This window comes from Simplicispira sedimenti (genome assembly GCF_022760965.1).
GTDB classification, from domain to species: Bacteria; Pseudomonadota; Gammaproteobacteria; order Burkholderiales; family Burkholderiaceae_C; genus Simplicispira; species Simplicispira sedimenti.
In genome coordinates this window covers 58004-82597 of sequence record NZ_JAKVIJ010000014.1, presented here as the reverse complement: position 1 = coordinate 82597, position 24594 = coordinate 58004, and the positions used below count along the sequence as shown (strand labels likewise).

The 24594-nt window shown below is 66.1% G+C and carries 23 protein-coding genes, 1 tRNA gene and 1 pseudogene; 12 read left to right on the top strand and 13 right to left on the bottom strand.

From position 1 onward, the window contains the following. Window positions 1-30: 30 nt before the first annotated feature. Window positions 31-375: a hypothetical protein gene (locus MJ602_RS14735; protein ID WP_243021571.1), complete on the bottom strand. Its 345-nt coding sequence runs from the start codon at window positions 373-375 to the stop codon at window positions 31-33. Window positions 376-533: 158 nt separating this feature from the next. Between MJ602_RS14735 and MJ602_RS14730 the strand changes: the two are divergent. Then, window positions 534-761, top strand: a pseudogene (locus MJ602_RS14730) (IS110 family transposase); the annotation flags it as partial. Window positions 762-1020: 259 nt separating this feature from the next. Here the strand turns inward: MJ602_RS14730 and MJ602_RS14725 are convergent. From MJ602_RS14725 to nth, 3 genes are all read right to left on the bottom strand, one after another. Then, entirely contained in the window at window positions 1021-1434 is a 414-nt protein-coding gene (locus MJ602_RS14725) for a VOC family protein (protein WP_243021570.1), read from the bottom strand. Window positions 1435-1544: 110 nt separating this feature from the next. Beyond that, a complete protein-coding gene (locus tag MJ602_RS14720) occupies window positions 1545-2678 on the bottom strand; it encodes a GGDEF domain-containing protein (RefSeq protein ID WP_243021569.1) in 1134 nt (377 codons plus the stop codon). Window positions 2679-2810: 132 nt separating this feature from the next. Beyond that, window positions 2811-3461, bottom strand: coding sequence for an endonuclease III (gene nth / locus MJ602_RS14715; RefSeq protein WP_243021568.1), 651 nt, complete (start codon window positions 3459-3461; stop codon window positions 2811-2813). A gap of 115 nt (window positions 3462-3576) precedes the next feature. Between nth and MJ602_RS14710 the strand changes: the two genes are divergently transcribed. Continuing rightward, window positions 3577-4767 carry an aminotransferase-like domain-containing protein gene (locus MJ602_RS14710; protein WP_243021567.1) on the top strand — a complete coding sequence of 397 codons (1191 nt, stop codon included), beginning with the start codon at window positions 3577-3579 and terminating at the stop codon, window positions 4765-4767. Window positions 4768-4778: 11 nt separating this feature from the next. On the opposite strand, the gene MJ602_RS14705 is transcribed toward MJ602_RS14710, so the two are convergent. Further along, a complete protein-coding gene (locus MJ602_RS14705) occupies window positions 4779-6029 on the bottom strand; it encodes a sensor domain-containing diguanylate cyclase (RefSeq protein WP_243021566.1) in 1251 nt (416 codons plus the stop codon). 145 nt (window positions 6030-6174) lie between these two features. On the opposite strand from MJ602_RS14705, the gene MJ602_RS14700 reads away from it, so the two are divergent. After that, window positions 6175-6648, top strand: coding sequence for a DUF2721 domain-containing protein (locus MJ602_RS14700; protein ID WP_162016617.1), 474 nt, complete (start codon window positions 6175-6177; stop codon window positions 6646-6648). A 32-nt stretch (window positions 6649-6680) separates the two neighbouring features. On the opposite strand, the gene ytfE is transcribed toward MJ602_RS14700, so the two are convergent. Further along, window positions 6681-7418, bottom strand: a complete 738-nt coding sequence (gene ytfE / locus MJ602_RS14695) for an iron-sulfur cluster repair protein YtfE (RefSeq protein ID WP_243021565.1) — start codon at window positions 7416-7418, stop codon at window positions 6681-6683. A 94-nt stretch (window positions 7419-7512) separates the two neighbouring features. Here ytfE and MJ602_RS14690 point away from each other — a divergent pair, with 94 nt between their 5' ends. Next, entirely contained in the window at window positions 7513-7992 is a 480-nt protein-coding gene (locus MJ602_RS14690) for an RrF2 family transcriptional regulator (RefSeq protein ID WP_162016615.1), read from the top strand. Window positions 7993-8020: 28 nt separating this feature from the next. Here the strand turns inward: MJ602_RS14690 and MJ602_RS14685 are convergent, their stop codons facing one another. Further along, on the bottom strand, window positions 8021-8557 hold the full coding sequence (locus tag MJ602_RS14685) for a redoxin domain-containing protein (RefSeq protein ID WP_243021564.1): 537 nt from the start codon (window positions 8555-8557) through the stop codon (window positions 8021-8023). 1 nt (window position 8558) lies between these two features. Then, a complete protein-coding gene (gene serB, locus MJ602_RS14680; protein ID WP_243021563.1) occupies window positions 8559-9275 on the bottom strand; it encodes a phosphoserine phosphatase SerB in 717 nt (238 codons plus the stop codon). Window positions 9276-9536: 261 nt separating this feature from the next. Here serB and MJ602_RS14675 point away from each other — a divergent pair, with 261 nt between their 5' ends. Both MJ602_RS14675 and MJ602_RS14670 read left to right on the top strand, forming a co-directional pair. Continuing rightward, window positions 9537-10364, top strand: a complete 828-nt coding sequence (locus tag MJ602_RS14675; protein ID WP_243021562.1) for a type IV pili methyl-accepting chemotaxis transducer N-terminal domain-containing protein — start codon at window positions 9537-9539, stop codon at window positions 10362-10364. A gap of 117 nt (window positions 10365-10481) precedes the next feature. Then, window positions 10482-11075 carry a c-type cytochrome gene (locus tag MJ602_RS14670; RefSeq protein ID WP_243021561.1) on the top strand — a complete coding sequence of 198 codons (594 nt, stop codon included), beginning with the start codon at window positions 10482-10484 and terminating at the stop codon, window positions 11073-11075. A 14-nt stretch (window positions 11076-11089) separates the two neighbouring features. Here the strand turns inward: MJ602_RS14670 and MJ602_RS14665 are convergent, their stop codons facing one another. Then, window positions 11090-11755 (bottom strand): hypothetical protein, encoded by a 666-nt coding sequence (locus MJ602_RS14665; RefSeq protein WP_243021560.1) that lies wholly within the window; start codon window positions 11753-11755, stop codon window positions 11090-11092. A gap of 77 nt (window positions 11756-11832) precedes the next feature. After that, window positions 11833-15309 (bottom strand): transcription-repair coupling factor, encoded by a 3477-nt coding sequence (mfd, locus tag MJ602_RS14660; protein ID WP_243021559.1) that lies wholly within the window; start codon window positions 15307-15309, stop codon window positions 11833-11835. Between the two features lie 76 nt (window positions 15310-15385). Between mfd and ispD the strand changes: the two genes are divergently transcribed. Together ispD and ispF are read left to right on the top strand one after the other, a co-directional pair. Further along, window positions 15386-16219 carry a 2-C-methyl-D-erythritol 4-phosphate cytidylyltransferase gene (ispD, locus tag MJ602_RS14655; protein ID WP_243021558.1) on the top strand — a complete coding sequence of 278 codons (834 nt, stop codon included), beginning with the start codon at window positions 15386-15388 and terminating at the stop codon, window positions 16217-16219. Then, window positions 16216-16695 carry a 2-C-methyl-D-erythritol 2,4-cyclodiphosphate synthase gene (gene ispF, locus MJ602_RS14650; protein ID WP_243021557.1) on the top strand — a complete coding sequence of 160 codons (480 nt, stop codon included), beginning with the start codon at window positions 16216-16218 and terminating at the stop codon, window positions 16693-16695. Before ispD ends, ispF begins: the two co-directional genes overlap by 4 nt. 183 nt (window positions 16696-16878) lie before the next feature. On the opposite strand, the gene MJ602_RS14645 is transcribed toward ispF, so the two are convergent. Beyond that, window positions 16879-18360, bottom strand: a complete 1482-nt coding sequence (locus tag MJ602_RS14645) for an ATP-binding protein (RefSeq protein ID WP_162016606.1) — start codon at window positions 18358-18360, stop codon at window positions 16879-16881. Window positions 18361-18388: 28 nt separating this feature from the next. Continuing rightward, window positions 18389-19183 (bottom strand): osmolarity response regulator transcription factor OmpR, encoded by a 795-nt coding sequence (ompR, locus tag MJ602_RS14640; protein WP_243021556.1) that lies wholly within the window; start codon window positions 19181-19183, stop codon window positions 18389-18391. A gap of 219 nt (window positions 19184-19402) precedes the next feature. Here ompR and MJ602_RS14635 point away from each other — a divergent pair, with 219 nt between their 5' ends. Continuing rightward, complete coding sequence (locus MJ602_RS14635) at window positions 19403-20116, top strand: SIMPL domain-containing protein (RefSeq protein WP_243021555.1); 714 nt, start codon at window positions 19403-19405, stop codon at window positions 20114-20116. 286 nt (window positions 20117-20402) lie between these two features. Here the strand turns inward: MJ602_RS14635 and MJ602_RS14630 are convergent, their stop codons facing one another. Further along, window positions 20403-21191 carry a 3-hydroxybutyrate dehydrogenase gene (locus MJ602_RS14630; RefSeq protein WP_162016603.1) on the bottom strand — a complete coding sequence of 263 codons (789 nt, stop codon included), beginning with the start codon at window positions 21189-21191 and terminating at the stop codon, window positions 20403-20405. 71 nt (window positions 21192-21262) lie between these two features. On the opposite strand from MJ602_RS14630, the gene MJ602_RS14625 reads away from it, so the two are divergent. The 3 genes from MJ602_RS14625 (at window position 21263) to MJ602_RS14615 (ending at window position 24588) form a co-directional block, all read left to right on the top strand. Next, the gene (locus tag MJ602_RS14625) at window positions 21263-22189 is read left to right on the top strand and encodes an alpha/beta fold hydrolase (RefSeq protein ID WP_243021554.1); all 927 of its coding nucleotides are present in this window, start codon (window positions 21263-21265) and stop codon (window positions 22187-22189) included. Window positions 22190-22218: 29 nt separating this feature from the next. Next, window positions 22219-24435, top strand: a complete 2217-nt coding sequence (locus tag MJ602_RS14620) for a RelA/SpoT family protein (protein WP_423246716.1) — start codon at window positions 22219-22221, stop codon at window positions 24433-24435. Between the two features lie 76 nt (window positions 24436-24511). Continuing rightward, a tRNA-Val gene (locus tag MJ602_RS14615) sits at window positions 24512-24588 on the top strand. Window positions 24589-24594 lie beyond the last annotated feature (6 nt).

The following is a 24594-nucleotide window of genomic DNA, read 5'->3' as shown; positions in this document are numbered from 1 at the left end:
GACTGGTCCTCTCGATGGAAGGGTTGGGCGTCATTGTGTGGGAGCCTCCGGCCCTGCTATTGCCTTTTCGAATTTGCCTTGCGCATTGAACTTCAAGCCCAGCTGGCCCACCCAGACATAGCCTTCCTTCTCGTACGGTTCGGTTCGATCGTTCGGCATGCGGGCGGCTGCGACTATTTGCTCCCGCGAAGCTCCCGCTTCGGCGACAACAGGTAGGACGGCGAGTGTTTGAGTAAGCAACTCGGAAGTCACTTCTTGGGATGCTCGTGCATAGGTTTGCGTGATGCCTGCGTCGAGTACCCGCGATGCCCACCAGAGGTTTGAGCCAACCAAGACAAACGCGAGAGCGCTGATGGTGATAGCTGCTTTGCTCACTCTGGGGTGCCTCCTGCGCGTGCGTTCATGACGCCCAACGAATGAAAGGGACTTCCCCGTCCCGAGTGATCCGCACAGTTGCGAAGTACGGCATCAAAGTGCCACGATGGGAAGTTCGATCTCTCATCAATTCACTCGTTTTTTGGAAGGGGAAGTCCATGTCTGCCATTGTCACCATCGGTATCGATCTCGCCAAGAACGTCTTTGCTGTTCATGGCGTTGATGTCACAGGCAAGCCAGCGCTGGTGTGTCCCAGTGTGCCGCGTGCCAAGCTGCTCGAACTCATCGCGACATTGCCGCCGTGCTTCATCGGCATGGAGGCGTGCTCCTGTGGCTACCATTGGGCGCGTGAGTTCCAGAAGTTTGGCCACACCGTGCGCCTGATGGTAGCGGGCAGCGGCTGAACTGCCGCTTTTGGGCGTGTTGCCCAATGTCGGCTCAGGGTTCTTGCAGACCCCCATGCCCAGCTCAGTCCTTGCTATTGCGTGAGGAGAGGCACCAAACGCGTCGGAGGCCACTGCCTACGGAAATGAAATGCGCCAGTAGCTATGAAATCAATAGCGTCCGGCGCAATGAGAACGGCTGCTACGGGTCAATTTGAATCAAAATTCTGCTGCTCATTGCAGCCGAGACATGTAGTCCCGCCTACCCCGGCAAATGGCACACCGCCTCGATGTTGTTGCCTTCCGGATCGATGACAAAAGTGCCGTAGTAGTGCGCGTGGTACTCGGGGCGCAGGCCGGGGGCGCCGTTGTCCTTGCCGCCGGCGGCGATGGCGGCGGCGTAGAAGGCGTCCACCTGGGCGCGGGTCTGGGCCTTCCAGGCCAGGTGGCAGCCGGTGGTGGCTGGTGGGCCGCCATAGGGGGAGGGGCCGTCGATGAACCACACGTCGGCCTTCTTGCCGTCGGGTTCGGCGGGGTCGGGGTAGGCGAAGCCGAGGATGTTCATGCCGTAGTTGCCTTCAAAGCAAACGCTGTAGCCCAGGGGCGCAAGGGCGGCGCTGTAGAACGCTTTGGCGCGCTGGATGTCGGTGACGCGGAAGGTCATGTGGTCAAGCATGGGATGCTCCTTTGGGATGGGCGTGCGCGATTCGCACCATCAATACTGTAATTGCATACAGTATTGATTGGCAAGCGGCTTGTGGCCTCGGGCTGGCGGCGTAGGCCGCCTCAGGCCGTGCAGGTCTGGTTGCGTCCCTGCGCCTTGGCCTGGTAGAGGGCTTTGTCGGCGCGGGCCAGCATGGCGTCAAGCGTGTCGCCGGGGCCATGCCAGGTGGTCACGCCGATGCTGAGCTGGCAGTCCAGTGCGTGGCCCGAGGCGGTGGCGGTGTGGATGCGCTGGGCCACGCTGCGGGCGTCGTCGATGTCGGTTTCGGGCAGCAGCACCATGAATTCCTCGCCGCCGTAGCGGCCCAGCCGGTCGGCGCGGCGCAGCACGGCCTGGGTGCGCTCGACGAAGTGCACCAGCACCGCGTCGCCGTGCTGGTGGCCCAGGGTGTCGTTTACGGTCTTGAAGTGGTCCAGGTCCAGCATCATGATGGCCGGGCCCCGACCGGTGCGCTGGCTGCGCGCCAGTTCTTCCTCGAAGCGCTCAAGCAGCGCGCGGCGGTTGAGCGTGTGGGTCAGGGCGTCGTGCGTGGCCAGGTGATTCAGCTCGGTGGTCAGGCGGTCGGTGGCCATGAGCACGGCGCCAATGGACAGCATCAGCACGGTGAGCACATAGGCGCCGATGTACAGGGTTTGGTAGAGCGAAGGCTCCATCAGGTCGCTGCCGGCACGGCCAACCAAGGTGGTGGAGAGCCGTACGGCCAGCACCGCGATGTGCAGCGCCAGCACCACCTCCACCAGCCGCACCGGAAAGCGTTTGCCGCCATGGTGCAGCAGAAAGCGCAGGTTGGCGGCATAGATGCAGATCATCAGCGCGGTGAAGCTCCCGAGCCGCAGGGGGTAGCTGGGGTGGCCATAGGTGAGCCAGGTGAACAGCAGCGCCGAGAGGGCCGCAACGGTGCCCCACAGGCGCCAGCCGCCCCCGTGGCCAAGGAAGCGGCGGCAGCCGACGTAGAAGGCCGTGGTGCCCAGCAGCAGCAGGGTGTTGGCGATCACCATGGAGAACAGGTCGGGGAACACGCCGCGCCCGCTGAACATCACGGTGGCCAAGAGCCATGTCATGGGGGCGCTGGCCCAGTAGCCTATGCCCTGGATGCTGGGTGGGTAGTAGCGCCGCATGAAATACAGCACCACGGCCATCAGCGAGGCCATGAGGCCCGCCATGGCGATCAGCGAGCGCGGGTCGAGGTTTGTCATCGGGCGGGATCGGTGCGCTTGGTGTGGCTTTTCGATCTCAGTATAGCCAGCGCCGCCGCTGGCCGCTGCGCAAGGACATCTGGGCCAATTTGGCTTGCAGCGCCCGTATCGCTGGCGCCACAAGCTATGGTTTCAATAGCGCACAGGCGCGGCTGGCGTCTTGGGCTGAAAGTCACAGAACGGGGCCACCAGGCATTCCCAGCAGCGCGGCTTGCGCGCCTGGCAGACGTAGCGGCCCAGCAGGATGAGCCAGTGGTGCGAGTCCACCGCATAGGCAGCGGGCACGCGCGCGAGCAACTGCTTCTCGACTTCCAGCGGGTTCTTGCCGGGCGCCAGGCCGGTGCGGTTGCTGACGCGGAAGATGTGCGTGTCCACCGCCATGGTGGGCTGGCCGAAGGCGACGTTGAGCACCACGTTGGCCGTCTTGCGGCCCACGCCGGGCAAGGCTTCGAGCGCCTCGCGCGTGCGCGGCACCTCGCCGCCGTGCTGCTGCACCAGGATGCGGCAGGTCTCCATCAGGTGGCGGGCCTTGCTCTTGTACAGGCCAATGGTCTTGATGTAGCCCTCCAGCCCTTCGAGGCCCAGGTCCAGGATGGCCTGTGGCGTGTTTGCCACCGGGAACAGCTTGCGCGTGGCCTTGTTCACTCCCACGTCGGTGGCCTGGGCCGACAGCAGCACGGCGGCCAGCAGCTCGAACACGCTGGTGTATTCCAGCTCGGTGTTGGGTTGCGGGTTGGCGGCCTTGAGGGCGGCGAAGAAGGGTTCGATCTGCGCGGTTTTCATGGCGTGCAGTGTAGGGGCTGGGCGCCTGACAAAGCGGGCGGTGCACGGTTGCAGGAAACCTGCGCTTCGATTGGCGACAATGCGGGATTCGTCGCCAACTCCGCTCCAACACGCCATGCAATTCGCCGACCGCCTGAACAACGTCGAAACCTCCGCCATCCGCGAACTCTTCAAGCTGCTGGGCAAGCCCGGCATCATCAGCTTTGCCGGGGGCTTCCCCGACAGCGCCATGTTCGACGTGGACGGCATCCAGGGCGCCGTGAACCAGGCCCTGGCCGAGGAGCCCGGCGCCGCGCTGCAGTACGGCGCCACCGAGGGCTACCAGCCGCTGCGCGAGCAGCTCAGCGCGTTCATGGCCAGCAAGGGCGCGCAGGGCGTGGCGCCCGAGAACCTCATCGTCACCACCGGCAGCCAGCAGGCGCTGGACCTGCTGGGCAAGACGCTCATCAGCCCCGGCGACAAGGTGATCGTCGAAGGCCCGACCTTCCTGGCCACCATCCAGTGCTTCCGCTTGTATGGCGCGCAGCTCATCAGCGCGCCCATCGACGGCAACGGCGTGAAGACCGACGAGCTGGAAAAGCTCATCGCCGAGCACCGGCCCAAGTTCGTCTACCTCATCCCCACCTTCGGCAACCCCAGCGGCGCCATGCTGAGCCTGGAGCGCCGCAAGAAGGTGCTGGAACTGGCCGTGAAATACCAGACCCTGGTGGTCGAGGACGACCCCTACGGCGACCTGTACTTTGGCGAGGCGCCGCCGCCCAGCCTGCTGGCCCTGTCGGCCACCGTGCCGGGCAGCCGCGAGCTGCTGGTGCACTGCGGCAGCCTGAGCAAGGTGCTGTCGCCCGGCCTGCGCGTGGGCTGGATGATCGCCCCGGCCGAGCTGCTGGCCAAGGCCACCATGTGCAAGCAGTTCAGCGACGCGCACACCAGTACCTTCGCCCAGGCCACGGCCGCGCAGTACCTCAAGGCCGGCCGCATGCCCGCCACGTTGGCCCATGTGCGCAAGGTGTACGCCGAGCGTGCCCAGGCCATGGGCGACGCGCTACGCAAGGATTTGGGCGACGCCATCGCGTTCGTGCAGCCCCAGGGCGGCCTGTTCGTGTGGGCGCGCCTGACGGGGGCGGGCGGCAAGGTGGCGGACGGCAATGTGTTCGCCAAGGCCGCCATCGACAAGGGCGTGGCCTTCGTGCCCGGCACGCCGTTCTTCTGCGCCCAGCCCGACCACGCCACGCTGCGACTGTCGTTCGCCACGGTCGGCGTGGACAAGATCCGCGAGGGCGTGGCGCGCCTGGCGCAAGCTTTGTAAATCGCCTGGGCTCAGGCGCAGGCGCAGCGGTCGCGCCCCTGGCGTTTGGCTTGGTAAAGCGCCTGGTCTGCGCGGTCCAGCAGGTCGCGCAGGCTGCGGTCCGTGGGCAGCTGGCAGGCCAGCCCGATGCTGGTGGTGACCTGCACTGGCTGGCCGTGCGGGCCGGGCAGGGACAGGTCGCGGATGTGTTGCAGGATGCGCTCGGCAATGGCCAGCGCGCCGTCATGGCCTGAACCCGGCAACAACACCCCGAACTCCTCGCCGCCGAGGCGGCCCACGGTGTCGTCGGCGCGCAGCAGCAGCTGTACCGCTTGCGCAAACGCGATCAGCACACGGTCGCCTTCGAGGTGACCCAGGCGGTCGTTGATCTGTTTGAAGTGGTCCAGATCCAGCATCAGCAGGGCCAGCGGCTGGCTCTCGGTGCTGGCGAGCTGAAAGGCGGCTTCGGCGCGCTCCAGGAAGACACGGCGGTTGGCCATGCCCGTCAGGGTGTCGGTGCTGGCCATACGGTGCAATTCGCGCTCCAGGTTCTTGCGCTGGGTGATGTCGCGGTAAATGCCCTCGACACCTGCGAAATTCCCGTCGTCATCGAACACCGCCTGGCTGCTGATGGAAATGTCGATCACGCGCCCATCCTTGCGCACCATCTGGCCAGGAAAATCGGACACGGCACCATGTGCCTGGATGGCGGCCTTGAACGCGTCGCGGTCCGAGCTTTGTGGGTAGTAGGACTCGGCTGTGCGGCCAATGATCTCTTGCGGGTCGTAGCCCAGCACCTGGCGCACGCCAGGGCCCACATGCAGCACCACACCCTGGGCGTTGGTGCGGTAGTACACGTCTCGCATGTTCTCGAACAGGCGCCGGAAATGCTGCTCGCTCTCGCGCAACTGGGCCTGGATTTCGCTCTGGTGCGTCATGTCGGTGCCGCAGATCAGTACCGAGGGCAGGCCGTCCACCTCCGCCGCCACGCTGGTGAACAGCGCCATGCGCAACTGACCCTTGCAGGTGCGGATGCGGATTTCGGTGGACTTGTTGGGAATGCCGCTCTCGGGTGCGCTGGCCACCCTCTGGATGCGCCCGCTGGAGCGCTGCTGATCGACCGGGTGGACGAACTCGGTGGTCGGGTGGCCCACCATCTGCTCCGCGGAGTCGGCTTCGAACAGCACCTGGCACGCCTGGTTGACATGCTGGATCACGCCATCGCGCACCACCATCACGGCGACTGGCAGCATGTGCCACAGCGGGTTGTGGGTGATGTCCATGGCGCAACGGTGGTAAGAGTGTGCGCCTTCATTGTGGCATCGCATGTCTGGTGTTGGGGTGGGCGCATGCCTTCAGAAGGGCAGGGATTTCCCGATGTGGGTGCCGCAACGATAATGCAGCGCTTGCCCACTCGTTGCCTTGCCCATGCCTCTTGCGCTTGATACCTCTGCCATCACCCATGGCATTCAACTGGCGGTGGCGCCGGTGTTTCTGCTCACGGCGGTGTCCGGCATGATCGGCGTGGTGGCGGGGCGACTGGCCCGCATCATCGACCGCGCGCGGGTCGTGGAAGAACGGGCCCGGCGCGATCCCGATTCGTCAGAACAGGCAGTGCAGGAATTGCTGACGCTGCGCCGCAGGGGCTACCTGGCCAATGCGGCGATTGCGCTGCTGACGGCATGTGCCTTCTTCATCGGCATCACCATCATCCTGCTGTTTCTGGGCGAAACGGCGGGGCTGCAGGCCAGCCGCATGGCTGTGGCCGGGTTCTTGCTGGGGGTGGGCTCGTTTTTGCTCGCGCTGACCTGCTTCATGACCGAGACGGTGCTGGCGACCCGGTTGTTCAACTTCCATCTGCTGCTGGAACTCGAAAAGACAAAAAAAAGCACCCAGGCTTGACGCTCTGGGTGCCTTGCCTGCCGGCCGCAGGATCAGCTGCAGGAGCAGCCGCCTGAACCACCGCAGCCACCGCCGCCCATGGCCTGGCGGGCCTTGGCCTCAAACTGCGGGAAGAGCACGTTGTTTTCCAGGTGGATGTGGTTGTAGAGGTCGTCGCAGAGTTGGCCGATGCCGGCGTACAGCGCGCGCCAGGTGTTGCAGGCGCCTTCGGGTGGCGTGGCATCGTTGGTCATGGATGCCAGCTTTTCCAGTGTGGCGATGTGGTCCACGTGCTCGGCGCGCATCACGCTGATGGGTTGGTTCACAAACGGGTTGCCGCCGGATTTGAGCATGGGGAACAGGATGGCCTCTTCCTTGTGCATGTGCGAGAGAAGGTCTTGTTGCACCGCTTCAAGCAGGCTGGCAAGGCCCGCGGGGACGTTCGGGTTGGCGCGGTGCACCGATTCCACGCGTTGCGCCATGCGGATCAGCTCGGGCAACTGTGCCTTGTGAACCTGGTGGTAGCGCGCCACGATATGGTCGATGAGCGGGTTGGGCTCGGTGATACCCGTCGCGGTGCTGGGGCGCTGCAACTGTGCCAGCTCGGCCAGCACGGCCTGCAAGTCCAGGCCTTTCTCGGCCGTGGCGCTGGTCAGGCTCAGGTGGCCGCCGCAGCAAAAATCCAGCTTCAGGCGGCGGAACACTGCGGTGGCGCCGGGCAAGTCCACGGCGATTTGCCCGATCGACATGGCGGGATTCAGGGCCTGGATTTCGGGGGAGGTGGTACTCATGGGGTATGTCCTAGAAAATGGGTATTTCTACTTCTCATTTTATCTAATAAAATGCAAGTTACATGCCTGTTTTTATCTATGAGCGGCTGTTGCCATGCGACTGACCCAATGGACCGACTTCACACTGCGGGTACTGATGTACTGCGCGGCCTGCTATGAGCGGGCGCTTCCCGTCACCATCACTGAAGTGGCTGAGGCGTATGGCATCTCACGCAGTCACCTGACCAAGATCGTGCAGGACCTGTCTGCGCGCGGTTATCTGGAAACCACCAGGGGGCGTGGCGGTGGCATGCGCCTGATGCGCCCCGCTAAGGAGATCAACGTGGGCGCGGTCGTGCGTGCCACGGAATCCGATTTTGTGGTGGTGGAATGCTTTGACCCCGAGAACAACCAGTGCCGCCTGAGCAGCCACTGCCGCTTGCAAAGCGTGCTGGGGCAGGCCATGCTCGCCTTCTTTGCGGTGCTGGACGCGCTGACGCTGGAAGACCTGATGGCGCCCGTGGGGCAGGCGGCACCATCGGCCGGTGTGATTCCCATCGCCCTGGTGCCTGGCTTGCCACGGCCGGTGGACTGAGAGACTGAGTGCCTGTGTGGGTGGGTGACTACCAGTTCGCCCACCACAGCCGCAAGCGCATGCCCCAGGCGCTGGTGTAGCCGACCGACGAACCGGTCACGTTGCCTTCTGCATCCATCACCAGGATGGTGGGAACGGCATGCACGCCCAGGGCGCCAGCAATATTCCCATCGGGGTCCACGGCGGTGGTCCAGGGCAGGCGGCGTTCCTGCAGCAGGCGGGCGACCTGCGCAGTCTGGCCCGATTGCATGGCCACGGTCAGCACCGGGTGGTCTTGCTGCAGGCCCGTGATGGTGGGTTCCTGCACGCGGCAGATGGGGCACCATTGGGCCCAGACGTACAGCGCAGTGGCCTGGCCTGGATGGCGCGAGCGCCACTGCTCCAGGCTGAGGCGCTCGCCGCTGGCCAACTCCAATGGCAACGCGGGCAGCGGGCCGGAGGGCAGGTTGCGTGTTTGCCACCAGTGGGTGCCTGCAAACACGCCCAACAGCATCAGCAGGTTGAGCGCGTGCGCGCGCCAGCGCTTGCGCAGGTGCTGGCCCAGCCAGCGCAGGGCGGTGGGCATGTCAAGGCTGCAGGACTTCGAGCAGGCGGTCCAGCCCGCCGCTGTTGATGGCCACCAGGGCCTGTGCGCGCACCGAAGGCTTGGCATGGAAGGCGACCGATAGGCCGGCGGCCTCCATCATGGGCAGGTCGTTGGCGCCATCGCCCACGGCAATGGTTTGCTCCGGCGCCAGGCCCAGCAGGGAGGCCACCTCCAGCAGGGTGCGGCGTTTTTCCGCGCCGTCGCAGATGTCTCCCCACACCTGATCCACCATGCGGCCGGTGAGAAGGCCGTTCTCGATGTCCAGCACGTTGGCGCGTGCGAACTGGATGCCCAGCTGCGCCTTCACGCGGTCGGCAAAAAAGGTAAAGCCCCCGGAGACCAGCAGCGTGGCCAGCCCGGCATTGCGGCAGGCATGGATCAGCTCGCGCACGCCGGGGTTGAAGCGCATGCGGTGCAGCACCACCTGCTCCATGTGCGACACCGGCACGCCGCGCAGCAATGCCACACGCTGGCGCAGACTCTCCTTGTAGTCGGTGATCACGCCCTGCATGGCCGCTTCGGTGATGGCGGCCACCTCGGCCTTGCGGCCGGCGGCGTCGGCAATCTCGTCCACGCACTCGATGTTGATGAGCGTGGAGTCCATGTCAAACGCAATGAGCTTGTAGTCGGTCAGCTTGCGGGCCGTGGGCAGATTCTGAACAACCAGGCCGGGCGAGAGTTCTCTGGGGGGGGTCATGATGACTGCTATGTATTCAATAGCGATCAACGCTGGATGGACGAGCGTTGGATCGTGATTGTGGGTGTTGCTTTGGTGGGTTGGGCTCGGGCGCGGTCGGGTCGGCGGCGCGCCCGGCACTGACAACGTGAGTGTATCGGGGTTGCTGCACGCGAAGACGGGGGTAGCCTACGCCAGCCGTTCCCATACATTGCTGTAGTGCGGGAGGAGCGCTTTCCCTGGAGCGCTGGAGGCGTCCCCGCCCATTCTGAAAGGTGTTTCATGGACAGATTCGACTTCTGCATGTGGCTCCTGGGCGGCGCATTGGGCCCCCCCTTGCTAGCAAGCTCGGCACACGCCCAGGTGGCGGGCGCCGCCAAGCTGGATGTGCCTGCGGCCGTGGACTTGTCCGGCCGTCTGCGCATGCTCACGCAGCGCACCACCAAAGCCTATCTGCAGTGGGGCCAGTCGATCGTGGCGGAGGAGGCCCGCCATTTGTTGCACGATTCCGTGGCGCGTTTTGCTTCGCACCTTGCGGCGCTCAAGGGCTTTGCACCCCAGGTGGTGGTGCAGGAACGGCTTGCGGCCCTGGAGGCGCGCTGGAGCGACTTCCAATCCCTGCTGCTTGCGGGGGAGCCCCACCGCCACGGTGCGACGGCGCTCTACGACGCCAGCGAGTTGCTGCAAACGGCCGCTCACCGGACCACGCTGGCCTACGAGCACCTGACCGGCTCGCCATTCAACCAGTGGATAGGCATTGCCGGGCGCCAGCGCATGCTGTCGCAGCGCATGGCCAAGTTCTATCTTTTTCGCACCTGGGACATCCACGACAGCGCGGCGGGCATGGAGCTGCACCTGAGCCGCGCGCATTTCACGGCCGTGTTGAAGCAGCTGGAGGGCGCCCGCCTGCTGGACCCGCAGGTGCGCAGTGCGGCCACGCGCTTGCGAAGCGTCTGGAAGCCTTGCGAGGAAGCACTGTTTGCCGAGGGCACGCCGGCCCAGCTGCGCCTGCGTGCCGAACGCGTGGCCGGGGACAGCGAGCGTGTGCTGGCAGCCACGGAGGAGGTGGTGGCTTTGCTCGTGGCGCAGGCCCGGGAGCAGCAAGGGTAGCCCGTCTTGGGCCTTGGATTGCGGCATGACGCAAGTCAAGAAAAACCCATGCCAGCACACTTGGATAAATGCAGGAAAAATACGCAGATCCACAACCACGCACAGCCGTCCCATCCCATGAAACTGCGCACCCTGGCGCTTGTCGGCGCCTTCCTTGCTTCCTCTGCCGTCTGGGCCGCCGATGCAGCGGTCGATAACCTGATCAGCAGCCGCTGCGCCACCTGCCACGGCGCGGAGGGCCACGCCACGTCGCCGATTTTCCCGTCCCTCGCGGGCCAGAATCGCCAGTATCTGATCAAGCAGTTGCAGGACTTCCGCTCGAAAAAGCGGGTGAGCGAAACCATGGCGCCGCAGGTGGCGGACCTTTCCGATGAGACCATTGCTGCACTGGCCGACTTCTATGCCGCCAAGAAGCCGCGCACGCACCGTGTGTCCGATGCCGATCTGATTCCGGTGGGGCGCTACATCTTCACCAAGGGCAACAGTTGGTCCGGCGTGCCGGCCTGCGCCAGCTGCCATGGCGAGAATGCGGCCGGCACGGCCACATTGCCGCGCCTGGCGGGTCAGAACGCGCGCTACCTGATGTCCCAGCTCAAGGACTTCAACCTGCGCACCCGCAACAACGACAACGAAGCCATGCACCTGGTGGCCTCGCGCCTGACGGAGCTGGAAACCAAGGCCGTGGCGGACTATCTGTCCCAACTGCCCTGAACCCGGCGCTGCGCTCAGCGCCCGTGGGGAGGCGAGCGCAGGTACAGCCGGTCGGACCAGGTGGCCAGCCATTCAGGCTTGAAGGCCACGAACACCGCCGCCAGCATGCCGGTGACGATGGCATCGCCCCAGGCCATGAGCCAGTGCGCCACCAGCGACAGGCCCGAGCCCACGCCGGGCAGGCTCTGCCCCAGGGCCTGCGCCAGCACCGAGGCGGCAAAGCCACACAGCGCCGTGCCCAGGAAGGCGCGGCCCAGGATGTACACAAACATGCGCTCGCCGGTGAGGCGGCGCAGCAAGGCGCCCAGCAGCAGCGCCAGGCTGGCCGGTGCCAGCCCCAGCCACACGGTGAGCGCCAGGGCTTCGTCCCAGCCCATACCGGCGATCAGGCCTGCCAGCGCGCCCACGGCCAGCAACACCGGCACCGCCAGCGGCCAGCCCAGCATCAGCACCACCAGGCAGGCGCCAGACCATTGCAATTGCAGCGGCATGGCATGCAAGGAGGGCAGCGCCCACAGCCAGGGCAGCAGCACCAGCGTGGCCAGCAGCGGCGTCCACAGTGCGGAGGGGGTGCCGTGACTCTCGTGCACCAGCGGCTTGCGGCTGGCCAGCAGGCGCCAGGGCTGCGCCGCCAGGGCAGCGCCCAGGGCCACCAGGAGGAAGGCAAGTTCGAGCCACATGGTTGTTTGCTATTATGTTAATAGCTGATGGCGCTTGCTGGATAAGCGCTGTCGGCCAATTTTGCTTGAAGCTCTTCTCATGCCGCAGCCATTGGTTGCCCCAGGCTGCGCAGCACGTCGCGCACCATTTGGGCGCGGGCCTGGGGGTCGGGCAGCTCGCGCTCGATGCGCAGTTTTTCATTGCCCGCCAGCTTGATGTGCTTGTTCTTCTGGATCAGCCCGATGATGGCCATGGGCTCCACCGGCGGCTGGGGCTTGAAGGTGATGTGGATGACGCCGGGCGCCGCGTCCACCTTGACCACGCCGTAGGGCTGGCTCAGGGTGCGCAGGCGGTGCACGTCGATCAGCGTCTGTGCCTGCGGCGGCAGCTTGCCGAAGCGGTCCACGATCTCCTCCAGCAGGCCGTCGATTTGCTCGCTGGTACGCGCCGTGGCCAGCTTTTTGTAGAACGACAGGCGCAGGTGCACGTCGCCGCAGTAGTCGTCGGGCAGCAGGGCGGGGGCGTGCAGGTTGATGTCGGTGGTGACGGACAGCGGTGCCAGCAGGTCGGGCTCCTTGCCCGCCTTGAGGCAGCGCACCGCCTCGGACAGCATCTCGTTGTAGAGCTGGAAGCCGATCTCCATCATGTTGCCGCTCTGGTTCTCGCCCAGCACCTCGCCGGCGCCGCGGATCTCCAGGTCGTGCATGGCCAGGTAGAAACCACTGCCCAGCTCCTCCATCTGCTGGATGGCTTCGAGCCGCTGCTGGGCCTGCTTGGTCAGGCCTTCGATGTCGGGCACCATCAGGTAGGCGTAGGCCTGGTGGTGGCTGCGGCCCACGCGCCCGCGCAGCTGGTGCAACTGCGCCAGGCCGAACTTGTCGGCGCGGCTCATGAGGATGGTGTTGGCCGTGGGCACGTCGATGCCGGTCTCGATGATGGTCGAGCACAGCAGGATGTTGAAGCGCTGGGCCACAAAGTCGCGCATCACGCGCTCCAGCTCGCGCTCGGGCATCTGGCCGTGGGCCACGGCGATGCGGGCTTCGGGCAATATCTCTTCGAGCTTCTGGCGCCGGTTCTCGATGGTCTCCACCTCGTTGTGCAGAAAGTAGCACTGGCCGCCGCGCTTCAATTCACGCAGCACGGCCTCGCGGATCACGCCTGTGCCCTCGTTGCGCACAAAGGTCTTGATCGCCAGGCGGCGCTGCGGCGCGGTGGCGATGACCGACAGGTCGCGCAACCCTTCGAGCGCCATGCCCAGCGTGCGCGGGATGGGGGTGGCGGTGAGCGTGAGCACGTCCACCTCGGCGCGCAACTGCTTCATCTGCTCCTTGTGGCGCACGCCGAAGCGGTGTTCCTCGTCGATGATGAGCAGGCCCAGGTTGTGGAATTTGGTGGATTCGGACAGCAGCTTGTGCGTGCCGACCACGATGTCCACCGTGCCATCGGCAATGCCCTTGATGGCGGCGGTGATCTCCTTGCCTGAGCGAAAGCGCGAGACTTCGGCAATCTTCACCGGCCACTTGCTGAAGCGGTCCACCAGCGTCTGGTAGTGCTGCTCGGCCAGCAGCGTGGTGGGTGCGAGAAAGGCGACCTGCTTGCCGCCCGTGACGGCCACGAAGGCCGCGCGCAGGGCGACCTCGGTCTTGCCAAAACCGACGTCGCCGCAGACCAGGCGGTCCATGGGGCGGGGCGAGATCATGTCCTGGATGACGGCGTGGATGGCGGCGTTCTGGTCGGCCGTCTCCTCGAAGCCGAAGTCGTTGGCGAACTGCTCGTAGTCCTGAGGTTGAAAGCGGAAGGCATGGCCCTCGCGCGCGGCACGGCGGGCGTAGATGTTGAGCAGCTCGGCTGCGCTGTCGCGCACCTGCTCGGCGGCCTTGCGCTTGGCCTTTTCCCACTGGCCGCTGCCCAGCTTGTGCAGAGGCGCCTCGTCGGCACTCACGCCGGTGTAGCGGCTGATGAGCTGCAACTGGCTCACGGGCACGTAGAGCGCCGCTTCGCCCGCGTACTCCAGGTGCAGGAATTCCTGCAGCGCGGGCGTGCCGTCGGCGTTGAGGTTGCCCACGTCCATGTTCACCAGGCCCCGGTAGCGGCCAATGCCGTGCTGGCTGTGCACCACCGGGTCGCCCACGTTGAGTTCGGCCAGGTCCTTGATCAGCGCTTCGACATCGCTGACCTGTTCCTGCTTCTTGCGCCTGCGCGTGGTGGGGCCTGCGGCGAACAGCTCGGTCTCGGTGACGAAGTCCAGGCCTTCTTCCACCCACCGAAAGCCTGTGGCAAGCGCGGCGGTGGCGATGCCGACCTTTTCCTCCGTGCTGGCCTGGAACTCGGCCAGCGAATCGAAGGCGGGCGGATTGAGCTGCGAGGCGCGCAGAAAGTCCAGCAGGCTTTCGCGCCGGCCATCGCTTTCGGCCAGCAGCAGCACACGCTGTGCGGTGCTGCGGATGTGCGCGTGCAGTCGGGCCAGCGGGTCTTCTGCACCGCGCACCACGGCAAGGTCGGCCAGGGGCTGGAACAGCGCACTGTCGGGCACATCCTCCACCCCCGAGCGCAGCGCGAGCTGGGCGTGCGGCTTGCCCAGGGTATAGAACTGCTCGGCGCTCAGGAACAGCGCTTCGGGCGGCAGGATGGGGCGGTCTGGGTCGCCCTGCAGCAGGCGGTGGCGCTCGCGCGTGTCCTGCCAGAAGCGCTGGAACGCGGCCTCCAGGTCGCCGTGCAGCACCACCGTGGCGTCGCTCCCCAGGTAGTCGAACACCGTGGCGGTGTCTTCAAAGAACAGGGGCAGGTAGTACTCGATGCCCGCGGTGGCCACGCCGTTGCCCATGTCCTTGTAAATGCGGCTGCGCGTGGGGTCGCCTTCGAGCAGCTCGCGCCAGCGGCTGCGAAAGCGCGCACGGGCCGCGTCGTCCATGGGGAACTCGCGGCCCGGCAGCAGGCGCACCTCGGGCACGGGGTAGAGGCTGCGCTGGCTGTCGGGGTCAAAGGTGCGGATGCTGTCGATCTCGTCGTCGAACAAATCCACGCGGTAGGGCTGCAGCGAGCCCATGGGGAAGAGGTCGATCAGCCCGCCACGCACCGCGTACTCGCCAGGGCTCACCACCTGCGTCACATGCTGGTAGCCCGCCAGCGTGAGCTGGGCACGCAATTGCGCCTCGTCCAGCTTTTGCTTGACCTTGAAGTGAAAGGTGTAGCCCGCCAGAAAGGCGGGCGGCGCCAGGCGGTACAGCGCCGTGGTGGCGGGCACCAGTACCACGTCGGCGCCTTGGGCGGCATCCTTCTGGCCAATGCGCCACAGCGTGGCCAGGCGCTCGCTGATCAGGTCCTGGTGCGGCGAGAACTGGTCGTAGGGCAGCGTTTCCCAGTCGGGAAACAGCGCGCAGCGCAGCTCGGGCGCAAAAAAGGCCATCTCATCGATCAGGCGCTGCGCGTCGCTCGCGTCGGCGGTGACGATGGCGGTGCGGCGCTGCCCGGCCTTTTCACGCTCGGCCAGGCGGGCGAGCAGCAGCGCATCGGCGCTACCAGGAGGGCGGGGCAGGGTGAAACGTTTGCCGGGGGAGAGTTTGGGGAGATCCATGCGCAAGGGGAGGGCAAGGGCTGCCCATCATGCGCCAAGCGAAGGCGGCGCAGGGATCGGATTCTAGAATGCCCCCATGACTGACCCACAGATTCCCCCCCTGGCCTCGGCCCTGGGCCTGTCGCCTGCCACGCCCGGCGACTACTGGGCGCTGCTGCCCTGCGCGGGTACGGGGTCGCGCGCCGTGGTGGGGCCGGCCACGGTGGCTGCGCTGCCCAAGCAGTACCAGAGCGTGGCGGGCCATCCCATGGTGCTGCACACGCTGGCGGCGTTTGCCGGGGTGTCGCGCCTGCGCGGCACGCTGGTGGCGGTGGCGCCGGGCGACCATTTTCTGGACGCCTACCCCAGTGCTGCCTACTTCACGGTCGATTGTGGCGGCCCCACACGGGCTGACACGGTGCTGGGCGGTTTGCGTGCCCTGCAGGCCCGTGGAGCGCGCGCGCAGGACTGGGTGCTGGTGCACGACGCCGCGCGCTGCCTGGTCACGCCCGAGCAGATCGATGCGCTGATCGACGCCTGCGCGCACGACAGCGTGGGTGGCCTGCTGGCCCACAAGTTGGCCGATACGCTCAAGACCGCCACCGCCGGGCCGGGCGGCGTGCGCGTGGCGTCCACGGTGGACCGCAGCGACAAATGGCTGGCGCAGACGCCGCAGATGTTCCGCATCGGTGCCCTCATGGCCGCACTGGAGCATGTGGGCAGCGCCGTGACCGACGAGGCAAGCGCCATGGAGGCCATGGGCCTGCATCCGCGTCTGGTGGCGGGCAGTGCACTCAATTTCAAGGTGACCTACCCCGAAGACTTTGCGCTGGCACAGGCCGTGTTGGCGCAACGCGGGCACGGCGCCACGCTGGAACGTTTTGGGGGTGTGCGCCTGCACACCGACCCTGCAAAGGAACAGGACACATGAATTTCAGGATCGGAGAAGGCTGGGACGTGCATGCGCTGGTGCCGGGGCGGCGCCTGGTGATTGGCGGGGTGGTGATTCCCCACACCCTGGGGCTGCTGGGTCATTCGGATGCTGACGTGCTGCTGCACGCCATCACCGACGCGCTGCTGGGTGCGGCCGGGCTGGGCGACATCGGTGCGCATTTCCCCGACACGGACGCGCAGTTCCGCGGCGCCGACTCTGCCGTGTTGCTGCAGGAGGCTGCGCGCCGTGTGCGTGCGCAGGGCTGGGCGCTGGGCAACATCGACACCACCGTGGTGGCCCAGGCCCCGCGCCTGGCAGCGCACATTCCCGCCATGCGCGCACGCATCGCGCAGGTGCTGGATCTGGCGCCCGAGCAGGTGAACATCAAGGCCAAGACCGCCGAACGCCTGGGCCCCGTGGGTCAGTGCCTGGCCATCGAAGCGCGGGCCGTGGCCTTGTTGCTCAAGGCCTGATTCCGGCCCGTGGGCTCTTGGTGGCCAAGGGGGGCTTTGCACTGTTCTTGGTCTTTGAAACTGGCGCGTCCCAGGCCAGGGCCGCCGTGCAAGGGCCGCCTCGCCGCACCGGCGGCGTCCCCCTTCCCGGCTCGCGTAGCGAGAAGAGAGAAGGGGGAAGCGGCGCAGCCGCACAGGGGGATATCACCCCATTTTTCGGGGCAGGTTGCGCTTGACCTGTGGGCGCTGCAGGCGTTGTGGCGCTTCGGTGCCGGGGGGCTGGTTGCTGGTGCGCTGCAACTGCACATGGGCCACCAGGCCGCCTGAGCTGGAGTTGGCCAGCGCGAAGATGCCGCCCATGCGCTGGATGGTCTTGTCCACGATGGACAACCCCAGGCCCGCGCCCGCCGCGGCGGTGCGGGCGGCGTCGCCCCGGAAGAAGGGCTTGGTCAGGTTGGCCAATTGCTCGGGGGGCACGCCGGTGCCGTGGTCGCGCAGCTTGATGAGCACCCAGTCCTCGCGCGCCTTGGCGGCAATCTCCACGCGGGTGCTGGCGGTGTCGGGGGTCTTGCCGTAGCGGCGTGCATTCTCCAGCAGGTTGGAGATCACGCGCGCCAGTTCCACCTCGTCGGCCAGCACGTTCAGGTCTTCGGGCACCTGCATGGTGATCTGCAGTTCGCGGTGGTCCTGCACGGCGTACACGCACGAGGAGATGACGGCGTGCAGGTTCACCGGGGTGAGCGTCACGTGGTCGGGGCGTGCGTAGTCCAGAAACTTGTCGATGGTGGCGTCCAGCTGCACGATGTCGGCCACCATGTGCTCGCGCGCGACTTCATCGTTCACGCTCATTTCGGTTTCCAGGCGCAGGCGGGCCAGCGGGGTACGCAGGTCGTGCGAGATGCCGGCCAGCATCACGGCGCGGTCCTGTTCCAGCTTGGCGAGCTTTTGTGCCATGCGGTTGAAGCCGATGTTCACCTCGCGGATCTCGCTGGTGACCACTTCCTCGTCCAGGTGGCTGGCGGCAAAGTCGCCGTCGCGCACGCGGTTGGCGGCGTAGGAGAGTTGCTTGAGCGGCTGGTTGATGAGCCGTGCGATGACGGCAGCGCCTGCCAGCGACAGGGCGCCTGCGGTGACCAGCCAGATCAGCCAGGTCTTGCCGCCTGCCGGGCTGAAGCGCGAGCGGTCCATCAGCAGCCAGTTGGGGTCGCCGTTGATCGAGAAACCCACCCACAGGCCTTTCTCGCCGTTCACGCTCTGCGCCACGATGGTGTCGGGCCCCAGGCGCTGGGTGAGCTGCTCGGCCAGGCGCAGGCCCAGGGCCGAGCGCTCCAGCGGCTCGTAGCGGTCACCGGGCTCGCGCGGCACGATGCGCACGCCTTCCTGGTCGGCCATGGTCTTGATGAGCGAGACGCGGGCAATGCCATCGGCGTGCAGCAGCGCCGCGCGGCTGAGGTTGACGAGCGAGGCGATCTGCTGCGCCGTGTGCAGTGCACGCGGCTCGAACTCCAGCGCCCGCAGCGTCTGCAACCAGGCCAGGATGCTGCCCACCAGCAGCACGCCCAGCAGGAAGAAGGTGCGCCAGAACAGGTTCAGGCCCACGCGCTTGCGTGGCTCGCGCCGCCGCTCGGTGGCTTCCAGCGGCGCGGGGCTGGTGGCGTCGGGGTCCGCGCGACGCGGCTTCGGCATGGAAAGGGCTACCACAGGTGCCGGCGTCTCAGCTCGTGCCGTCCGGCACGAAGACGTAGCCCACACCCCACACGGTCTGGATGTAGCGTGGCGAAGCAGCGTCGTCCTCGATCAGCTTGCGCAGGCGCGAGACCTGCACGTCCAGGCTGCGGTCGAAAGGCTCGAACTCGCGCCCGCGGGCCAGCAGCGCGAGTTTTTCGCGCGACAGCGGTTGGCGTGGGTGGCGCACCAAGGCCTTGAGCATGGCGAACTCGCCCGTGGTCAGCGGCAGTTCTTCGCCGTTCTTCTGCAGCACGCGCGTGCCGAGGTCGAAAGTGAAGGGGCCAAAGCTCACCACCTCGTTCTCGCCCGAGGGGGCGCCGGGGGCTTCTTGCGGCGGACGACGGCGCAGCACGGCGTTGATGCGGGCCAGCAGTTCGCGTGGGTTGAAGGGCTTGCCCAGGTAGTCGTCGGCGCCCACTTCCAGGCCCACGATGCGGTCCACGTCCTCGCCCTTGGCGGTGAGCATGACGATGGGTGTCCGGTCGTTGGCGGCACGCAGGCGGCGGCAGATCGAGAGGCCGTCTTCGCCGGGCATCATCAGGTCCAGCACGATCAGATCGACCGTGTCGCGCAGCAGGATGCGGTTGAGCGCCTTGCCGTCTTCGGCCAGGATGACTTCCAGCCCCTCTTGGGTGAGGTAGCGGCGCAGCAGGTCGCGGATGCGGGCATCGTCGTCCACGATCAGGATCTTGTCCGGACGGCTGCCCACCGGGCGCTTGGGTGCAGGTACCTCGGTGTCGGTGGAGCTGCCGGGCGGGGGAGGGGCGGTCAGGGTGGCCATGTCAATCCTCGGTCCAATTTGTAACAGGCGCCATTGTTACCACTTTGCGGACAAAAAACCGGGGCAAGGCCTGTGGTTTGACCAATGGTTACAAGTTTTGCGGACTGTTGGCAGGTTGGCGCCGGGGCTCAGCCGCACTTGCGGCCTTGGCTGACATGCGCAGTGCGCCGCTTTGCGCTATGTTGGGTCTGCTTTCCATCCACACCAGGAACATCGAACATGCAAAATGCTATAAAAATAATAGCTACTAGCGCTTTATTGGTAAGCGCTTTGCCGGTTTTTTCTCAAAATGCACCTGCCGCCGATCCGCGCAACGTGGTGCAACTGTCGGCCAGTGGGGCCGTGGAAGTTCAGCAGGATGAGCTGATCCTCACCCTTGGGGCCGGTGCCGACGGCAGAGATGCCAGCTCGGTGCAGGCACAGTTGCGCCAGGTGGTCGATGCTGCGCTGACGGTGGCGCGCAGCCAGGTGGCCGCGCCGCAGATGGAGGTACGCACCGGCCAGTTCAGCCTGTACCCGCGCCACGGAAAGAACGGTGAGATCACCGGCTGGCAGGGCCGCGCCGAACTGGTGCTGCACGGGCGGGACTTTGCCCGCATCACCGCGACGGCGGCGCGCATCCAGGGCATGCCCATCGCCCAGGTGGGCTTTGGCCTGAGTCGCAGCGAAAGCGAGCGTGCCGAGCGCGAGGCCCAGTCACAGGCGATTGAAGCCTTCAAGGTGCGCGCGGCCACGCTGACCCAGGCCTTTGGCTTTGCGGGCTACACGTTGCGCGAGGTGTCGGTCAGCAGCCAGGGGCAGATGCCTGTGCCCCGGCCACGCATGATGGCCATGGAAGCCAAGATGGCGCCCATGGCCGACAGCCCGCTGCCAGTGGAATCGGGCAAGAGCACGGTGGAAGTGACGGTGTCCGGCTCGGTGCAGATGCGCTGAAGCCCTGCTGAAGGCTTAGAACTTGTCCGTAAATTATTTGGTGCCACGCAGCTCTCTTTTCGGGATGGGATGCAAGACGCGGTGCGCAGCCCATAGCCCGGCTATGGGCAAGCATCGCAACGCCGCAGACCGCCCGAAAAGTGCACTGCCCTTCGGGTTGGGGCGAAATCGGGCGATTTCGCGCCCTTGCCGCTTGCATGGGCAACCAGCCCATGCGACGCGCCAAGACCTCGAACTCATCCCGATTGCGCTCCAACGTGGCACCAAATAATTTCCGGACAAGTTCTTACTGCGCCATCCAGCCGCCATCCATGTTCCAGGCCACACCACGCACGTTGTTGGCGGCGCTGGAGCAGAAGAACACGGCCAGTTCGGCCAGTTCTTCGGGTGTGGTGAACTGCATCGACGGCTCCTTTTCGCCCAGCAGTTGCCGCGTGGCCGCCTCGATCGAGATACCCTGGGCCGCCGCCTTGGCGTCCACTTGCTTTTGCACCAGCGGTGTGAGCACCCAGCCGGGGCAGATGGCGTTGCAGGTCACGCCGGTGGTGGCCGTCTCCAGTGCCACCACCTTGGTCAGGCCGACCACTCCGTGCTTGGCGGCCACATAGGCGGCCTTTTGCGCGGACGCCACGAGCCCGTGCACCGAGGCCACGTTGATGATGCGCCCCCAGTTGGCTGCCTTCATGGCGGGCAGGGCCAGGCGCGTGGTGTGGAAGGCGCTGGACAGGTTGATGGCCAAGATGCTGTCCCAGCGCTCGACCGGGAAGTCCTCGGTGCTGGCCACATGCTGGATACCTGCGTTGTTGACCAGAATGTCCACACGGCCCAGTTCGCGGGCGGCAAAGGCCATCATTTCCTCGATGTCCGCAGGGCGGCTCATGTCGGCGCCGTGGTACTCCACGCGCACCTCATGCCCGGCCTGGGCTGCGGCAGCGCGCACTTCGGCGCAGGGGCCTTGTGCATCGCCAAAGCCATTGAGCACCACATGGGCGCCCTGGCGCGCCAGTCCCTTGGCGATTCCCAGGCCGATGCCGCTGGTGGAACCGGTAACGAGGGCCGTCTTGCCTTTGAGCATGAGTCAATCTCCGAATGAATTACGATGCGACAAACAAGAATTATCGAGCACCGATATTGCAAGGCGCATCCATGATTGAACCTAGGCTGAACTACGTATCCTGCCCCGGCCCCGCCGCTGTGCGCCAAGGCCAGAGTCCCACGCAGGAACACCGCATGGCCTGGTGGGAGTGGAATGCCACCGGCAACCCGCAGCACCCGCATGTGGTGGTCTGCGCACACGGCCTGTCGCGCCAGGGGCGCGACTTCGATACCCTGGCCCGGGCCCTGTGCCACCGCGTGCGCGTGGTCTGCCCCGACGTGGTGGGCCGCGGCCACAGCGATTGGCTGGCCGACCCCATGGGCTACCACGTGGGCCAGTACGCTGCCGACATGCTGGCCTTGTTGCAACACCTGCACCAGCAGTCCCCGTTGGACGCGCTGGACTGGGTCGGCACCAGCATGGGCGGTCTCATCGGCATGGCCTTGTGCGGTCAGCCAGGTCTGCCGTTGCCGGTGCCTGTGCGCCGCTTGGTGCTCAACGATGTGGGGCCGGCCATCCAGTGGGAGGCACTGGTGCGCATTGGCCAGTACCTGGGGCAGCCGGTGCGGTTTGCGTCGGAGCAGCAGGCGGCCGACATGCTGTGGACGCTGTCCACCGGCTTCGGGCCGCACACGCCGCAGCAGTGGATGGATCTCACCCGTCCCCTGTTGCGTGCGCTGCCCGAGGGGGGCTGGGGGCTGCACTATGACCCGGCCATCGCTGTGCCTTTCCGTGCGCTCACCCAGGAGGCTGCAGCTGCGGGCGAATCCGCGCTGTGGCAGTGGTACGACCAGATCCAGGCGCGCACGCTGCTGCTGCGTGGCGCGCAGTCCGATCTGCTCTCGCGTGCCACGGCACAGGCCATGGGCCAGCGCGGGCCGCGTGCGATGCTGGTGGAGTTCGAGGGGGTGGGCCATGCGCCCACGCTGGTAGCGGACGACCAGGTGGCGGCGGTCACGTCCTTTTTGTTGAGCTGAGCCGGGACTGCTGCATGAAAAGTCAGACGATGCTCCCGGTGGCACCGCCCTCCGGTGGGCCCGGTATGGAGAGCGTGCCCCAACTGATCGCCGCCACCGCGCACACCCTGCCCGAGCAGCGCCACGCACTGGAGCGCGCGCGCAGCTTTGCCGAGCCATTGATCGGGGGCGAGTGCCTGGATTCCGGTGAAAACACCCTGGCCCACGCCGATGCGGTGGCGACCATCCTCAAGTCCATTGGCGGCTCCGAGGCCATGCAGGCCGCCAGCTACCTGGTGCACGCCTGTGAGCACCTGAACAAGCCGCAGGAGGTGATCGCCAAGGCCTTTGGCGACAACTTCGCCACGCTGGCGGTGGAGACCACACAGCTCATGCGCGTGCAGTACCAGACGCGCATGGCCCAGGCCGCGGGCCAGCAGGTGGACGATGTGGCCGCGCAGACCGAAACCGTGCGCAAGATGCTGCTCGCGTTCTCGCGCGATCTGCGCGTGGTCATGCTGCGCCTGGCCTCGCGCCTGCAAACCTTGCGTTACTACGCGGCCAGCAAAAAGCCTGTGCCGCCAGCGCTGGCGCGTGAGTCGCTGCACGTGTTTGCACCCCTGGCCAACCGCCTGGGCATCTGGCAGATCAAGTGGGAGATGGAGGACCTCTCCTTCCGCTTTCTGGAGCCCGACACCTACCGCGAGGTGGCCCGCCTGCTGGACGAAAAGCGCACCGAGCGCGAAGTCAACATGGCGCAACTGCGTGAGCGCGTGGAATCGCAGTTGCGTGCCCAGAGCATCAGTGCCACGGTCACGGGGCGGCCCAAGCACATCTACAGCATCGTCAAGAAGATGCGCGGCAAGTCGCTCAACTTCGATCAGGTGTTTGATGTGCGCGCGCTGCGTGTCATCGTGCCCAGCGTCAAGGATTGCTACTCTGCGCTGAGCTGGGTGCATTCGCGCTTCACGCCGCTGGTGGAGGAGTTCGACGACTACATTGCCAAGCCCAAGCCCAACGGCTACCAGTCGCTGCACACCATCGTGCGCGACGACTCGGGCCGCCCGGTGGAAATCCAGATCCGCACCCAGGCCATGCACGACCACGCCGAGCACGGCGTGGCTGCGCACTGGGCCTACAAGGAGGCCGGAAGCAAGGGCTATGCGGGCGTAACGGCCGGCGGCGACTACGACTCCAAGATCGCCGTGCTGCGCCAGTTGTTGGCCTGGGAGCGTGACCTGGCGGGTGCGCCCCAGCATGCCGGTCTGTTCGACGACCGCATCTATGTACTGACCCCCAACGCCGCCATCGTCGAACTGCCCAAGGGCTCCACGCCCGTGGACTTTGCCTACACCGTGCACACCAGCGTGGGCCACCGCTGCCGTGGTGCGCGCATCGACGGCGTCATGGTGCCGCTCAACACCCCGTTGCAAAACGGCCAGACGGTGGAAGTCACCACGGCCAAGGAAGGCGGCCCCTCGCGCGACTGGCTCAACACCGAGCTGGGCTACCTGGGCAGCCACCGTGCGCGTGCCAAGGTGCGTGCCTGGTTCAATGCGCAGCAGCAGCACGAAACCATTGCGCGCGGCCGCGAGGCAGTGGAAAAACTCCTGCAGCGCGAAGGCAAGACCGCCATGCGCCTGGAAGACCTGGCCAGCCAGCTCGGCTTCAAGTCGGCCGATGCGCTGTTCGAGGTGGTGGGCAAGGACGAGTTCTCGCTGCGCAACATTGAAAACCTGCTGCGTCCGCCCGAGCCCTCGCTGCCGCCCGACGACTTCCTGCTGCTCAAGAAGTCGCGCAATACCGGCAGCACCCCCAAGGGCGGGGTTCTGGTGGTGGGCGTTGAATCGCTCATGACGCAGTTGGCCAAGTGCTGCAAGCCTGCACCGCCCGACGATATCCGGGGCTTTGTCACACGCGGCAAGGGCGTCAGCATCCACCGTGCGGATTGCAGCAACTTCCGCGAAATGGCTGCACGCAGCGCCGAGCGTGTCATTGACGTGGAGTGGGGCGTGCCCAAGGGCGCCGTGGGTTCGGTGTACCCGGTGGATGTGGCCATCGAGGCAGCCGACCGCCAGGGCCTGCTGCGCGACATTTCGGAAGTGTTCGCCAAGGAAAAGATGAACGTGATCGGCGTGCAGACGCAATCGGTCAAGGGCACGGCCTGGATGACCTTCACCGTCGAGGTGGCCGATTCTGGCCGTCTGAACAAGGTGCTGGGCACCGTGGCCAGCGTGGCCGGTGTGCGCTCGGCGCGCAGGCGTTGATCAGAAATCGGGTTTTTTGCAATTTGGCCAAGACGGGCCAAATTTGCTGCTACAATCCCATCTCTCGAACAAACACAGGCGCGTAGCTCAGCTGGTTAGAGCACCACCTTGACATGGTGGGGGTCGTTGGTTCGAGTCCAATCGCGCCTACCAACACCG

Coding starts and splice junctions, on each gene's coding strand:
- MJ602_RS14645 (WP_162016606.1), bottom strand. CDS start 18,360: ATGCCGAAGCCGCGTCGCGCGGACCCCGACGCCACCAGCCCCGCGCCG.
- MJ602_RS14625 (WP_243021554.1), top strand. CDS start 21,263: ATGATTGAACCTAGGCTGAACTACGTATCCTGCCCCGGCCCCGCCGCT.
- MJ602_RS14685 (WP_243021564.1), bottom strand. CDS start 8,557: ATGCCCACCGCCCTGCGCTGGCTGGGCCAGCACCTGCGCAAGCGCTGG.
- serB (WP_243021563.1), bottom strand. CDS start 9,275: ATGACCCCCCCCAGAGAACTCTCGCCCGGCCTGGTTGTTCAGAATCTG.
- MJ602_RS14670 (WP_243021561.1), top strand. CDS start 10,482: ATGAAACTGCGCACCCTGGCGCTTGTCGGCGCCTTCCTTGCTTCCTCT.
- MJ602_RS14700 (WP_162016617.1), top strand. CDS start 6,175: ATGCCTCTTGCGCTTGATACCTCTGCCATCACCCATGGCATTCAACTG.
- MJ602_RS14705 (WP_243021566.1), bottom strand. CDS start 6,029: ATGGACATCACCCACAACCCGCTGTGGCACATGCTGCCAGTCGCCGTG.
- MJ602_RS14675 (WP_243021562.1), top strand. CDS start 9,537: ATGGACAGATTCGACTTCTGCATGTGGCTCCTGGGCGGCGCATTGGGC.
- MJ602_RS14710 (WP_243021567.1), top strand. CDS start 3,577: ATGCAATTCGCCGACCGCCTGAACAACGTCGAAACCTCCGCCATCCGC.
- mfd (WP_243021559.1), bottom strand. CDS start 15,309: ATGGATCTCCCCAAACTCTCCCCCGGCAAACGTTTCACCCTGCCCCGC.
- MJ602_RS14630 (WP_162016603.1), bottom strand. CDS start 21,191: ATGCTCAAAGGCAAGACGGCCCTCGTTACCGGTTCCACCAGCGGCATC.
- ompR (WP_243021556.1), bottom strand. CDS start 19,183: ATGGCCACCCTGACCGCCCCTCCCCCGCCCGGCAGCTCCACCGACACC.
- MJ602_RS14665 (WP_243021560.1), bottom strand. CDS start 11,755: ATGTGGCTCGAACTTGCCTTCCTCCTGGTGGCCCTGGGCGCTGCCCTG.
- ispF (WP_243021557.1), top strand. CDS start 16,216: ATGAATTTCAGGATCGGAGAAGGCTGGGACGTGCATGCGCTGGTGCCG.
- MJ602_RS14620 (WP_423246716.1), top strand. CDS start 22,219: ATGCTCCCGGTGGCACCGCCCTCCGGTGGGCCCGGTATGGAGAGCGTG.
- MJ602_RS14690 (WP_162016615.1), top strand. CDS start 7,513: ATGCGACTGACCCAATGGACCGACTTCACACTGCGGGTACTGATGTAC.
- MJ602_RS14725 (WP_243021570.1), bottom strand. CDS start 1,434: ATGCTTGACCACATGACCTTCCGCGTCACCGACATCCAGCGCGCCAAA.
- nth (WP_243021568.1), bottom strand. CDS start 3,461: ATGAAAACCGCGCAGATCGAACCCTTCTTCGCCGCCCTCAAGGCCGCC.
- MJ602_RS14720 (WP_243021569.1), bottom strand. CDS start 2,678: ATGACAAACCTCGACCCGCGCTCGCTGATCGCCATGGCGGGCCTCATG.
- MJ602_RS14635 (WP_243021555.1), top strand. CDS start 19,403: ATGCAAAATGCTATAAAAATAATAGCTACTAGCGCTTTATTGGTAAGC.
- ispD (WP_243021558.1), top strand. CDS start 15,386: ATGACTGACCCACAGATTCCCCCCCTGGCCTCGGCCCTGGGCCTGTCG.
- ytfE (WP_243021565.1), bottom strand. CDS start 7,418: ATGAGTACCACCTCCCCCGAAATCCAGGCCCTGAATCCCGCCATGTCG.